The sequence below is a fragment of the Pseudomonas sp. St316 genome, assembly GCF_018325905.1.
In the GTDB taxonomy this organism is placed as follows: Bacteria; Pseudomonadota; Gammaproteobacteria; order Pseudomonadales; family Pseudomonadaceae; genus Aquipseudomonas.
The window spans coordinates 919,389-932,902 of sequence record NZ_AP021901.1; the positions used below are offsets into that span (position 1 = coordinate 919,389).

Sequence of the window (13,514 nt, forward strand, 5' to 3'; positions counted from 1 at the left end):
ACGATGTTCAATGACTTGAGTCGCCTGGGTAAATACCTCGGTCAGGCCGCCCGCCTGATGGTCGGCATGCCCGACTACGACAACTACGTCGAGCACATGCAAACCAAACACCCGGACAAACCGCTGATGGACTACGAGGCGTTCTTTCGCGAACGCCAGGAGGCCCGTTACGGTGGCAAGGGTGGGCCCAAGTGCTGTTGAAGCACCGCTTGGGTTGAGGTAACCCTCTTGTGGGAGCGAGCTTGCTCGCGATAGCGGTGGGTCAGTTAGTGATGATGTTGGCTGACCCGGCGCTATCGCGAGCAAGCTCGCTCCCACAGTTGTTTTTGGGTGATCTCAGGATTTGCATACACCACAGTTGTTTTGGGGGGGCTCTCAGGATTTGCATACACCACAGTTGTTTTGGGGGCTCTCAGGATTTGCATACACCACAGATCCCCTGTGGGAGCGAGCTTGCTCGCGATAGCGGAGTGTCAGTTAGTAATGATGTTGGCTGACCCGGCGCTATCGCGAGCAAGCTCGCTCCCACAAGGAGTGTGTGGTCTTCTTTTAATTTTGAAACAGGAGAACCCTGTTGTCCTCTCCCATCCCGGTTACCATCCTCAGCGGCTTCCTCGGCGCCGGAAAGACCACGCTGTTGCGCCATCTGCTCAAGGCCGAGCACGGCCTGAAAATCGCCGTGATCGAGAACGAATTCAGCGATGCCGGCATTGACACCCAACTGCTGGGCGACGAGCCGGTGCAAGTCATGACCCTGGCCAACGGTTGCGTGTGCTGCACCATCCACACCGACCTGACCAAGGCCCTGTACCTGTTGCTCGAGCGGCTGGACAGCGGCGAGATCGCCTTCGACCGCCTGGTGATCGAATGCACCGGCCTGGCTGATCCGGCCCCGGTGGCGCAGACGTTCTTCATCGACGAGGACCTGCGCGAGCGCTACATCCTCGATGGCATTCTGACCCTGGTGGACGCCGCGCACGCCGAGACCCACCTGACCCAAGCCATCGCCCAGGCCCAGGTTGGGTTTGCCGACCGCTTGCTCCTGAGCAAGACCGATTTGGTGGAGGCCGTTCATGTCCAGGCCCTGAGCGAGCGCCTGACGCGTATCAACCGGCGGGCGCCGATCAGGGTGGTCGAGCACGGCCAGATCGACCTGGCCGAACTGCTCGACATCCGTGGTTTCAATCTCAATGCCGACCTGGGCGCTGGGTTCAGCCTGCGGCCGGTGAGCAAGGTAACCACCGCCGACCGCATCAGCAGTCTGGTCCTGCGCACCGATCAGCCGCTGGATATCGACAGGCTCAGCGAGTTCATGAACCAATTGCTGGAGGAGCATGGTAAGCAATTGCTGCGCTACAAGGGCGTGTTGAACATCGCGGGCGAACCCCGTCGGCTGGTGTTCCAGGGGGTGCTCAAGCTGTACGGTTTCGATTGGGACACCGAGTGGGCCCCAGAAGAACACCGCGAAAGCGTGATTGTGTTCATTGCCGACGAGTTGCCCGAAGAGAAGATTCGTGCAGGCTTCGACGCTGTCCTCCTGCGATGAATCGCCCTGGGGCAAGGGATAGATCCCCTCACCACATTCTCTGTGATTCGTTATTCCCGGCATTCAGAGCAGGCTGAGAATAAACATCACCTTTGACCGTTCTTCTGTCTCGGCAAGATAGAGATAAGGTGAGCCTCGTAGCCTTAATCCTCCTACAGGTTTTTTATGATCTGTCATGAGCGAGATGGGGGTGTGACTGGAAGTGATTTTTTCTCGTGTAATGAGGTTGTTCTGAGGATCGGCAAGGGTGAAAAGCGTCGGGTTCCTAGTGTTCTGATCTCTTGCGCCAAGCACTTCGAACCAATGTTTGCCCAACTGTTTGTTGTAGTGTTCGCCGCTATTTTTCAGGGTCAGGATATAGCCGTCGGCGGTATAGCCAAAGTGCAGCCGCAACGGCTCGCTGCGTACGTCATGCCCGTCAGGGCGCATGCCCAGCAGATCCGAGTGGTCGTGGGTCTGCGGCCTGCCAGTAAAGAACCCCCCGCTGAATGAACTGATGGTCGCCATCGCAGGTTTGCCATGCAGACTTTCCAGTAGATTGACGTGAGTCTTGAACATGCCGAGTGTTGCATAAAAAGATTGTTCACGGTCCATGTGAATATGAGTCCTGTCTTGAATGATTAAGTTTGGGGTGGCGCGAACGGGATCTTATTAACTTACTAATGGTGCGTGGGGTTTTCTATATTGCAGGACATTAAGTACTGGCTTGCCTGGGTTATTTGATTTTGCTTTTACAAGACCCATAAAAAAGGCCCGCATCTTTCGATGCGGGCCTTTCAGCGACGCTGGTGAGCGGATTAAGCGCCGTAGACCGGCAGCTTCTTGCAGATGGCCTTGACCTTCTCACGTACGGCGTCGATGACCGCTTCGTTGTTCAGGTCCGCCAGGATGTCGCAGATCCAGCCGGCCAGTTCCTTGCACTCGGCTTCCTTGAAACCGCGAGTGGTCACCGCAGGGGTGCCGAAGCGCAGGCCCGAGGTCACGAACGGAGAGCGCGGGTCGTTTGGCACCGAGTTCTTGTTGACGGTGATGAACGCCTTGCCCAACGCCGCGTCGGCGTCTTTGCCGGAGATCTCTTGCTTGATCAGCGAGAGCAGGAACAGGTGGTTTTCAGTACCGCCGGACACCACGTCGAAACCGCGCTCGATGAACACGCCGGCCATGGCCTTGGCATTCTTCACCACTTGTTGCTGGTAGGTCTTGAACTCAGGTTGCAGCGCTTCCTTGAAGCAGATCGCCTTGGCGGCGATCACGTGTTCCAGCGGGCCACCTTGGGCGCCCGGGAAGACGGCGGAGTTCAGCTTCTTCTCGATGTCAGCGTTGGCGCGAGCCAGGATCAGGCCGCCACGTGGACCGCGCAGGGTCTTGTGCGTGGTGGTGGTGACCACGTCGGCGAATGGCACCGGGTTCGGGTAGACGCCAGCGGCGACCAGGCCGGCAACGTGGGCCATGTCGACGAACAGGTAGGCACCGACCTTGTCGGCGATCTCGCGGAAACGCGGGAAGTCGAGGACTTGCGAGTAGGCGGAGAAACCGGCCACGATCATTTTCGGCTTGTGCTCGAGGGCCAGGCGCTCGACTTCGTCGTAGTCGATCAGGCCGTTGCCGTCGATGCCGTACTGGACGGCGTTGTACAGCTTGCCGGAGGAGGAAACGCTGGCGCCGTGGGTCAGGTGGCCGCCGTGGGCCAGGCTCATACCCAGGATGGTGTCACCGGCCGACAGCAGCGCCAGGTACACAGCGGCGTTGGCTTGGGAGCCTGCGTGTGGCTGGACGTTGGCATAGTCGGCACCGAACAGTTGCTTGGCGCGGTCGATGGCCAGTTGCTCGACCACGTCGACGTACTCGCAACCACCGTAGTAACGCTTGCCCGGGTAGCCTTCGGCGTACTTGTTGGTCAGTACCGAGCCTTGAGCTTCCATCACCGCGGGGCTGGTGTAGTTTTCCGAAGCGATCAGCTCAATGTGCTCTTCCTGGCGCTGAGCTTCTTGCTCCATGGCGGCAAAGAGATCGGCGTCGTACTTGGCAATAGTCAAATCACGGCTGAACATGGCGGTCCTCAAGGATCGGGGCAGAAAAGGGGGGCATTCTACCTCAACCGGTTTTGGAAGGCATATGAAAGGGCGTCATGTCGCGGACGAATGGGTTTCACCTATGAGGAGGGTCGCCCATGCCGGCCTCATCGCGGGCAAGCCTTGCTCCCACGCAAGCCTGCATTCCCCAGTGGGAGCAAGGCTTGCCCGCGAGAGGCCGGCCCAGAGGGTACAAGGCTTTAGTCGAGCATGAACAACGCATCATTGCTGAACTGCGCTTCAAACCGGGTGGCCGGCATCGGCCGGCCGAACAGGTAGCCCTGGACTTCGTCGCAACCGTGTTCGCGCAAGAAGTCCAGTTGCTCGTGGGTCTCGACACCCTCGGCGATCACCGCCAGGTTGAGGCTGTGGGCCATGGCGATGATCGCCCGGGCAATCTGCGCATCCTGCTCGCCGGACGGCAAGCCGTCGACGAAGGTGCGGTCGATCTTCAGCACGTCGATGGGGAATTGCTTGAGGTAGTTGAGCGACGAATAACCGGTGCCGAAGTCATCCACGGCGATGCTCAGGCCCAGGTTTTTCAACCCGGCCAGGATCTGCATCGCTTCGCTGACTTCGCGCATCAGGATACTTTCGGTCAGTTCCAGCTCCAGGCAGGCCGGCGGCAGGCCGGTGCTGCGCAGGATATCGGCGATGCGCGTACCCAACTGGCCGTCGGAGAACTGCCGGGCCGAAATGTTGACCGAGACCTTCGGCACCCGGACCTTGGCCTGGTGCCACGTCCTGAGCTGCCGACAGGCTTCGGTGATGACCCAGTCGCCGACGTCTACCACCAAGCCGAGCTCTTCGAGTACCGGGATGAAATCTCCCGGCGGCACCAACCCGCGTCGCGGATGGCGCCAGCGCAGCAGGGCCTCGGCGCCGGTCAAACGTTTGCCATCGCCGCTGAACTGCGGTTGGTAATACAGCACGAACTCGTTCTGTTCCAAGGCGTGGCGCAAATCGCTTTCCAGCTCCAGGCGCTCCAGGGCGCTGGCGTTCATGTCGGCCTGATAGAACTGGAAGTTGTTCTTGCCGCGTTCCTTGGCGTGATACATGGCCGTGTCGGCGTTCTTCATCAACTGGCTCAGTTCGTTGCCGTCCTGGGGGCTCAGGGCGATACCGATACTGGCGGTGACGAAGAACTCCCGGCCTTCGAGCACGAATGGCCGGACCAGGCTGGCGAGGATCTGCTCGGCCACGGTAATGGCCCGGTTCAACGCCATCTCGCGGCTGGCGCGTGGTTGCAGCAGCAGGGTGAATTCGTCGCCGCCCATGCGCGCCACGGTGTCGTCGTCGGCGACGCAACCGAGCAGCCGCGTGGCCATTTCCTTGAGCATCCGGTCGCCGGCGGCATGGCCCAGGGAGTCGTTGATCGGCTTGAAACGGTCGAGGTCAAGGAACATCAGCACGACCCAGCTCTTCTGCCGCTCGGCCGCTTGCAGCGCGGTGTGCAGGCGGTCCTGGAACAAGGTGCGGTTGGGCAGGTGGGTCAGGGCGTCGTAGTAGGCCAGGCGATGGATGCGCTGCTCGCTGGCCTTGCGTTCGCTGATGTCACTGAAAAAGCACACGTAGCTGGCCAGGTCGCCTTCGTCATCCAGCACCGCGGTGATACCGACCCAGGCCGGGTAATGCTCGCCATTGCGACGCTTGAGCCAGACTTCGCCTTCCCAGGTGCTGTGCTGTTGCAGCTGCTTGAGCACGTAGCGCAAGTGGGCTTCCTGCTGTTCGTCCACGGTCAGCATGTTGGGCAACTGGTCCAGCACCTGCGACACGGCATAACCGCTGACGCGACTGAAGGCTTCGTTGGCCTGGACGATATAGCCCGCCGGGTCGGTGATCAGGATTGCCGAAGTCGAATGCTCGAAGACCGTGGCGGCCATGCGCAGGTCTTTTTCCGCGCGCCGCTGTTGGCTGATGTCGCGGCCGACGCCAAGCACGCCTTCGAACGTGCCGCTTTCATCCCACACCAGCACCAGCCGCAGTTCGATGGGGATCTTGCGCCCGTCGGCACGCAGGCAGTCGAACAGGAACAGCTGGGTCTGCATCTGGTTGCGCAGCTCGGCCAGTTGTTCGGGTTTGTCGAGGGCCTTGCTGACCCGGTCCATCAGGCTGTAGATGCCGGTCAGTTGTTGCGGATTGGCGATGATCGATTGCCAGCCGTTCTGGAAGATCCAGTCGGCGGTGTAGCCCAGCACCGCTTGTACCGACGGGCTGACGTAGTTGAGCGAAAGCTTGTTGTCGGTGGAGAAAATCACGTCACTGATGCTTTCGGCGAGCATCCGGTAGCGTTGCTCGCTGTCACGCAGCGATTCGCTGGCCTCGATCTGCTCGGTGACATCCTTGGCCACGCCGATGATTCGTGTCACCTGGTTATCCCGGTCCCGGGCCAGGGCCTGTTCGCGGATGTCGAAGCAGCGCCATTTGCCGTTGCGATGGCGAAAGCGCAGTTGGCATTGCAACAATTGCGTGTACCCGCCCCGCCGTTGTGCCTGGCGCAGGCTGTGGTAGTGATCGGCATCGTCGCTGTGCAGCAGGATTTCCCAGAAGTACTCGCCCATCTGGTGCAGTTCGGTGCGGTCGTACCCCAGGGTCTGGCCCAGGTGGTGGTTGCTGAAGATCATCCGCTGGCTGATGACGTCCTGCACATAGAGATGATCCGGCACGGTGCGCACCACGTCGGACCAGAAACCCTCGCGTTCGAGCAGCGAGAGCTCGATCAGCTTGCGGCTGGTGATGTCACTGATGCTCAGGATGACCGCGTTATGGTCTTGCTGTTTTTCCGGCAGGCGCAGCACCAGCCACAGGTGCTGGTCGCGGCCGTGAGCGTCCTGGAGCTTGATTTCCAGTTCCAGTTGCTTGTGTTGATCGAGCAGCGCCTCGAGCAGCTTCGAGCCAACGGGGTTGTTGTCCTGCGCACCCTTGCCGACCAGCAGTTGCCAGGCCTGATCGCAGGAATCGACGTTGAGCAGTTTCAACGCCATCTGGTTGACTTCGGTGACGTGAACTTCCTGGCGCAATTGCTCGAGTAGATGGGAGGTTTTCGTCCAGGCGCGCAATTGATCGCCCGTGTGCAGGCCGGTCCGCTCAAAAAAGGCCTTGAGCCCCGACAGGTCGAGCACGCACAGGGCCACGCCAGTGCCTTCGAAAATATCCTGGTAGCGTCGCCGACCCTCATGCAACTGCCGCTGACGTCGGCGCATGTTCAAGAGCGCAATCACCGGCAACAACGAAAACGCCAGGCCCAGCAGGCATTTGCCAATGAAGGCCGGCAGCAGTTGTTCGATCACCTGGCGACGGTCGAACAGCCCCCGCAGTTGCCAGTCGCTGCTGCTCAAGGGCACGGTCAGTACGGTGTTCTCCAGGTCATCCGGGGATAAATGGGTAGGGCTGCTCGAGGGCAGGCTTTCGTCGCGGCTGATGATCTGCTGGTTGAGACGGTTCTCCACCAGCCACAGCGGGCGCAACCCCATATCGGTCTGCTTGGTCAGGGTGGCGAAAAAGGTCGGGTCCAGGCGCAAGGCCCAGTAGCCACGGCTGCTACCGCTGGCCTGGTGCAGCAGTAGATGCACGACGGAGCCGTCTTCGGCATTGCTGAAATAATGGGCCTGGGCCCGGCTGCGCCGCACCAGTTCACCCAGGTAATCGGCGTCAAGGCTGTCGGGGTCGCTGTCGCTGAGTACCCGGCCGGAAGGGCTCAGCAGTGCCAGGCTGCGCAATTGGGGTAGCGATTGCTGGAGTTTGCGCACCAGGGCCTGCTGTTCGTCGGCGGTCTGTGGTTGTTCGACGATTGGTAGCAAGTTGAGTGCGATTTGCGCGTTCAGGGCCATGTTCAGGCTGACCTGCGACGCGAGATCGGCGGTGTAGTCGATGGTGTATTGGCGCTGTTGCTGTTGGGTTTCGCGCAGTTGGTCGAGCAATTGCCAGAACAGCAAGCCCAGCAATAGCAGCACCAGCGTCGCCAGCGCGCCCTTCAATGTCCCGCGCAGGGGCGAGCCGGGCACGACAGCGGGTGCGCGAGGGGACAGGGGCGGCGTGACGTTGGACAAGCTGTAATCCTGCGGTTTGCTGGACTGGCGCGACGTGCACTATAAGCCGGACGCCCGAAGGGCGGCTAGCATGCCTTGACTTGTGGCAAAGTGCCAGTCCTTGGCGGCTGGACCTTGACCGACGGTTGAGGTAGCTTTGCCGGTCAAACAAGAGCGTTCCAGCTCCAGATTCCCAGGCTCTATCCGCGCGCAGGCATTGATGACCGTCAAGTGCCGGCGCCGCGCATGGCCTGGCTCGTTCTTTTCACCTGTCACTGACGCTAGGTTCACCATGGCTCAATACGTCTTCACCATGCATCGGCTGAGCAAAGTTGTTCCGCCGAAGCGGGAAATCCTGAAAAATATTTCACTGTCCTTCTTTCCCGGCGCCAAGATCGGCGTACTGGGTCTCAACGGTTCGGGTAAATCCACGCTGTTGAAAATCATGGCTGGCGTCGATAACGAATTCGACGGCGAAGCCCGCCCGATGCCGGACCTGAACATCGGCTACCTGCCCCAGGAACCTCAGCTGGATCCGACCAAGACCGTCCGTGAAGTGGTCGAGGAAGCGGTCAGCGTGATCAAGGACGCCCAGGCGCGCCTCGACGAGGTCTATGCCGCCTACGCCGATCCGGATGCCGACTTCGACAAGCTGGCTGCCGAACAGGCCAAGCTCGAAGCGATCCTGCAAGCCAGCGACGGCCACAACCTGGACCGCCAGCTGGAAGTCGCCGCCGATGCGTTGCGCCTGCCGGCCTGGGACGCGAAGGTCGAACACCTGTCCGGTGGTGAGAAGCGCCGCGTGGCCCTGTGCCGCCTGCTGCTGTCGGCCCCGGACATGCTGCTGCTCGACGAACCGACCAACCACTTGGACGCCGATTCCGTCGCCTGGCTCGAACACTTCCTGCACGACTTCCCAGGCACCGTGGTGGCGATCACGCACGACCGTTACTTCCTGGACAACGTCGCCGGCTGGATCCTGGAACTGGACCGCGGCGCGGGCATTCCGTACGAAGGCAACTATTCGGGCTGGCTGGAAGCCAAGTCCGATCGTCTGGCCCAGGAATCCAAGCAGCAGTCGGCCCATGAAAAAGCCATGAAGGAAGAACTGGAATGGGTGCGCAAAGGCGCCAAGGCCCGCCAGTCCAAATCCAAGGCACGTCTGCAACGCTTCGAGGAAATGCAATCCCAGGAATTCCAGAAGCGCAGCGAAACCAACGAGATCTACATCCCGGCCGGTCCGCGCCTGGGTGACAAGGTCATCGAGTTCAAGAACGTCACCAAGGGCTATGGCGACCGCGTGCTGATCGACAACCTGTCGTTCTCCATGCCCAAAGGTGCCATCGTCGGTGTCATCGGTGGTAACGGCGCGGGTAAATCCACGCTGTTTCGCATGTTGATGGGCAAGGAAACGCCGGATTCGGGCAGCATCGAAATCGGTGAAACCGTGCAACTGGCCTGCGTCGACCAGAGCCGCGAAGACCTGGACGGCAGCAAGACCGTGTTCCAGCAGATCTCCGACGGTTCCGACCAGATCCGCATCGGCAACTATGAAATCCCGTCGCGCACTTATGTGGGCCGCTTCAACTTCAAGGGCGGCGACCAGCAGAAGTTCGTCAAGGACTTGTCCGGTGGTGAGCGCGGTCGCTTGCACCTGGCGCTGACCCTGAAGGAGGGCGGCAACGTCCTGCTGCTCGACGAACCGTCCAACGACCTCGACGTCGAAACCCTGCGTTCCCTGGAGGAAGCCTTGCTGGACTTCCCGGGCGCCGCCATTGTGATCTCCCACGATCGGTGGTTCCTCGACCGCGTGGCGACCCACATCCTGGCGTACGAAGACGACTCGCAAGCGGTGTTCTTCGAAGGCAACTACACCGAGTACGAAGCCGATCGCAAGAAACGCCTTGGCGAGGCGGCTGCCCAGCCGCATCGCGTACGGCACAAGAAACTGGCCTGATTCGGTCAGTTGCATGAAAAACGGAGCCCTTGAAGGCTCCGTTTTTTATGGAGGGCGCAATTCCTTGTGGGAGCGAGCCTGCTCGCGATGGCGGTGGGTCTGCCTGCATCAATGTTAAATGTGCCGCCGTCATCGCGAGCAAGCTCGCTCCCACAGGTTTTTTGGCTGTCTATGCTGGTGTCGCGAAATCAAGGGAGAGGACGTTGGGGATTGTCGGATCCATCTGGTACAGCAAGGCATAGCCCGCCCCCGCGATTCCAGTCAGCAAGCTGACGTCGGGCACCCGATCACTGTCGAGTAATGGCCCTTCGAAAAACCGCTGGGCGACTTCCCCAAGTGCCTTTCTGACCCTGCTGATGCCCTCCGGATTATCCGAGTGCCGATACAAGTCATACAGGCAGAGCAGATTGCCGAAATCGCCATGGCAAAGGTTGTAGCCATCGCCAAGCCCGTGTTGCCAGAGATTGTTCTCGCATCGCTGTATATCGTCGAGCACTGTCTGCCGGGTCGCTTCGTCCAGGGCATCTCCCATCGATGCCATGAGCTGACGCCTGGCGATGAGGATGCCTCCATCACCGTGGCACCACTTGGACGCATGGTCCACCGGCCCGAGGTTGCGCAGGTCCAGCCAGAAACCCTCCCGACTCAAGCGGTTTTCGCCCTCCAGCACCTGGATGACCAAGGGCACCAGGGCCGAATCGCCGGTCACGTCGTAGGCTTTGCACAATGCATGGATGACGCCTGAGAGGCCATGGGACAAACCCGTCAAAATGACAGAGCGATCGTCGCGTCGCAGAAGCTGGCCGTCTTCAATCAGGATTTGGTCTTTTATGTAGTCGACCATGCGTCGGATGGCCGGCAGCACATCCTCTTGCGCAGAGAGTGCGTAGATATTGGCCAGCAGCGTCACGGCGCCACAACAACCTCCCAGGAAGTCGAAATCATAGTCTTCAGGAGGTACTTCAATCAGTTGGGTCAGCAGGTCGGCAATTTTCTCGTCATGGCGGGCGTCTCCGGTGACCTGGCGACGATTGATGAGCAGATAAAGGTAAGCCCCCAGCCCGTGATAGGCACTGACCGTCAGGTCGGTCTTGAAAAAACCGAAGCGCTGTTCCAGTGAGTACAGGACCTGATCCATACGCGACAGAAAGTGCGGATTGCCGCTCACCTTGAACAGGCCCAGATAGAACAAGCCAATCCCGGCGATGCCGGAGTACAGCCCGTGATCCATTGGCGACGGGTACTTTCTTTGAGTCTTGGGGTGCGTATGGAAAGACAGCCAGCTTACATCCTGTGCCGTGCCCACTATCGCGAGTTCTTCGAGGCGGGAACTGATGCTCAGGATCGCGTCGAGGGGCTTGTTTTCAAGGTTTGCCAACGTCGGCTTGATACGGGAGGGGGGATGTCCATTCGGTTCCGGGAACAAACAGATTTCGAGCAAGGTGCGTTGCAAGGCCCAGTCTTTCCAGGACAGGTTGGCTATTTTCTGCAGGCAGCTTTCTAGTGGGGGCTCCACGGCTGCCATTTCTATCGTTTCACCTTGCGCGCTCGTGAAATAGTTGGCGTTCAGCGGCATGGTAAAGCATGGAATGCTGGATCTTTGCAGGTCGGCTATTTCATAGCGGGGAATGCCTTTTTTCCGATAGGGTTCTTTCAGGTCTTTCCACAAGGTCGCGAGCAGAAGTTCTCTGTCGAGCATGTTTTGCATGAAGCGTGGATGACGGATCAGCGCGATAAAGTCAGCGTAGCGCTGGGAGTTCTTGAGCAATACGCGGGTCGACAGTTCGCCTGCGGATTGTTCAAGCAGCTGCATGATCGCGCGCCGATGAACCATGAGCTCGCCGTAGGCATATTCAAAGCCTTGGAGAAGCGCTGCTTTATAAGCTTCGGGCCCCTTGCGCTCATCCCGCAAAAGCGGCAGGTGTTTTTGCATCAGGTGGTGTTCGAATTCAACTTTTCGCAGATGGTAAAAGCCACCATCGAAAACCAGGGACGGGCGCGTCGAGATGAATAGCGCTTGCCGGGTCAGACCGCTTTGGTCGTTATTGGGTTGTTGTGAAAAGGGTACGAAGCCACTGGAGCATATTGACTGCTGGAGCAATTTGAAACCATTGGCCAGTGCGCAGCCAGCGGGCAGGTCAGTGAGCAGATCGCTGGTGGACGCCGTGAACAAACACTCAAGGTCAATCATGATCGGGCTGTTGCCGCACGCGATAATATTTTCGTAGTGAAAGTCGATCCCATTCAACGCATGAATGACGGCTATCTGTGCCCCCATTTTTTGATAGAACAGTTCAACGTCCGCTTCGCTGTCACAAGGGAGGTTGTCGACTTTCTCTACCCAGCTATGGCGCTCGCGGCTGAGAATCCTTGGGCTATGGATAGAAAAGCAATCTGCGCCTGTCCACTCATGCAATTGACCAAGAAGACAATAGAAGAAAAGTGCCTCCCGGTTTGCTCTTGGCTTGTAGACTAATGAAGTCGTGCTGATTGTGACTTGGCAGACCGTTTCGCCGCGACCGTGGGGGTCACCCAGGCCGAGCTCGATAGCCTCGATTTTCCGGGATGAAATCGAAAACTCTCTCTCCAGCGCTTCCGCATCGTCGGCGAAGTTGTGAATGACTGCATAAAGGTAATGGAGGGTGTCTTCCAGCAGATCAAGCAACAGTGTTGCCAGCACGGGGTAGGATTCGAAAAACGTCAGCAACGGCAATGTGCGCAACTGCTCATTGAACCCGTTCAGGTCAATGGCATCGCCGTGCGCAATCCGCGTGTTCAAATAATGAACCAGGCTTTGTTCTGCCGTGCGCCCGACTCGGATCAGGACATAGCGTTCAAGGCTTGCAAACAAGGCGGGTTCATCAATGTGCGTTGACGCATTCAAATAGCGCTCATCTGCCTTGAAGGTGTCGACGAAATAAAGAAAAAAACGATAGCTGAACCAATAAAAATTATCCGTGCCGCCTGAGCTTTCTTTTGTTTCGACATTAATGTTGTCGAGGCGAGCAAGCTTATCCTTAAGGGTGTTCAAGGCGGTTTCGCCATCGGCGGGCAAGCACTGCTGGTTGATAGGTTCCTTGATGTAAGAGACCAACTGCTCCCTGTTCAACCCAAAGTGATTCAGCAAGGTTTGGTCGTCAGCGTGCAGACGGTTCAGGTTGTTTTCAAAAAGGGCGATGTCGCCGTCGGACGAATATCTGTACTTCCCGCGCTGATCCAACTTCAAAGCGTTAACAAGCATGCCGTAGCTCCTGGCATGGATAGAGCAGGCGATGCCTGCTCTCTGTTTATAGGTGTTGCCTGTTCGATGATGGGCTAACCGGGGTTTAACACCCGAGTGTCGAACATCCAATGTTGGTGCACGTTCCAAAGGTGTTGCACTCCATCGTCGTTACCAGCATCGAGCCGATATTTTTGGCCGGCGCTTGGTAAGCGTCGAATTCGAGATAGAAGTCACCGGACATGTTCAGGATTTTTTCGCTCATGGTATTTCCTCATCAGTTATTGAACATCACGTACAGCGACCTGCGGTCAATCGGAAGCCAGTCACTACGGTCGAACTGTAGTATGTAAAATGAAGTTTTTTATGAATGGGATTAAGGATATCAAAGTCGTGTTGCATGGGGTGACTTTGAAGGGGTGGGATTTAGCACAAAAGGGCGGTGCACTCTGCGGTGCCGCACTCGACAATGGTCAGTACTGCTGACTCGATGCCAAGGCTGTTAACTTGCTGGTAGGACTTGAAGTCACCGTCGAAGTCGCCTGACATTGCCAGTATTTGTTCGCTCATTATGTGGTTCCTCTGCTGTTATTGCGCACCTGTTCTGGTGCGGAAAAAACAGTAGCATGCTCCTGATTTAACACCAACTTGTCGTTATGACCTTATGTTGCAGTTACATGTTGCTACAGGC

The 13,514-nt window shown here is 58.5% G+C and carries 9 protein-coding genes; 3 read left to right on the top strand and 6 right to left on the bottom strand.

Annotation, left to right across the window (positions count from 1 at the left end; genetic code table 11):
* Positions 1 to 3: 3 nt before the first annotated feature.
* Together KI237_RS04005 and yjiA are read left to right on the top strand one after the other, a co-directional pair.
* A complete protein-coding gene (locus KI237_RS04005; protein WP_003201656.1) occupies positions 4 to 201 on the top strand; it encodes a YbdD/YjiX family protein in 198 nt (65 codons plus the stop codon).
* A gap of 373 nt (positions 202 to 574) precedes the next feature.
* Positions 575 to 1,546 carry a GTPase gene (gene yjiA / locus KI237_RS04010; protein ID WP_212798899.1) on the top strand — a complete coding sequence of 324 codons (972 nt, stop codon included), beginning with the start codon at positions 575 to 577 and terminating at the stop codon, positions 1,544 to 1,546.
* A 63-nt stretch (positions 1,547 to 1,609) separates the two neighbouring features.
* On the opposite strand, the gene KI237_RS04015 is transcribed toward yjiA, so the two are convergent.
* The 3 genes from KI237_RS04015 to KI237_RS04025 all read right to left on the bottom strand — a co-directional run bounded on the left by KI237_RS04015 (position 1,610) and on the right by KI237_RS04025 (position 7,667).
* Positions 1,610 to 2,140 (bottom strand): hypothetical protein, encoded by a 531-nt coding sequence (locus KI237_RS04015; RefSeq protein WP_212798900.1) that lies wholly within the window; start codon positions 2,138 to 2,140, stop codon positions 1,610 to 1,612.
* Between the two features lie 203 nt (positions 2,141 to 2,343).
* Complete coding sequence (gene glyA / locus KI237_RS04020; protein WP_212798901.1) at positions 2,344 to 3,597, bottom strand: serine hydroxymethyltransferase; 1,254 nt, start codon at positions 3,595 to 3,597, stop codon at positions 2,344 to 2,346.
* Between the two features lie 221 nt (positions 3,598 to 3,818).
* Entirely contained in the window at positions 3,819 to 7,667 is a 3,849-nt protein-coding gene (locus KI237_RS04025) for a sensor domain-containing protein (protein ID WP_212798902.1), read from the bottom strand.
* 271 nt (positions 7,668 to 7,938) lie between these two features.
* On the opposite strand from KI237_RS04025, the gene ettA reads away from it, so the two are divergent.
* A complete protein-coding gene (gene ettA / locus KI237_RS04030; protein ID WP_030140297.1) occupies positions 7,939 to 9,603 on the top strand; it encodes an energy-dependent translational throttle protein EttA in 1,665 nt (554 codons plus the stop codon).
* A 169-nt stretch (positions 9,604 to 9,772) separates the two neighbouring features.
* Here the strand turns inward: ettA and lanM are convergent, their stop codons facing one another.
* The 3 genes from lanM to KI237_RS04045 all read right to left on the bottom strand — a co-directional run bounded on the left by lanM (position 9,773) and on the right by KI237_RS04045 (position 13,393).
* Positions 9,773 to 12,844 carry a type 2 lanthipeptide synthetase LanM gene (lanM, locus tag KI237_RS04035; RefSeq protein WP_212798903.1) on the bottom strand — a complete coding sequence of 1,024 codons (3,072 nt, stop codon included), beginning with the start codon at positions 12,842 to 12,844 and terminating at the stop codon, positions 9,773 to 9,775.
* An 85-nt stretch (positions 12,845 to 12,929) separates the two neighbouring features.
* Positions 12,930 to 13,088 carry a hypothetical protein gene (locus KI237_RS04040; RefSeq protein WP_212798904.1) on the bottom strand — a complete coding sequence of 53 codons (159 nt, stop codon included), beginning with the start codon at positions 13,086 to 13,088 and terminating at the stop codon, positions 12,930 to 12,932.
* A 161-nt stretch (positions 13,089 to 13,249) separates the two neighbouring features.
* Positions 13,250 to 13,393 carry a hypothetical protein gene (locus tag KI237_RS04045; protein ID WP_212798905.1) on the bottom strand — a complete coding sequence of 48 codons (144 nt, stop codon included), beginning with the start codon at positions 13,391 to 13,393 and terminating at the stop codon, positions 13,250 to 13,252.
* Positions 13,394 to 13,514: the final 121 nt, after the last annotated feature.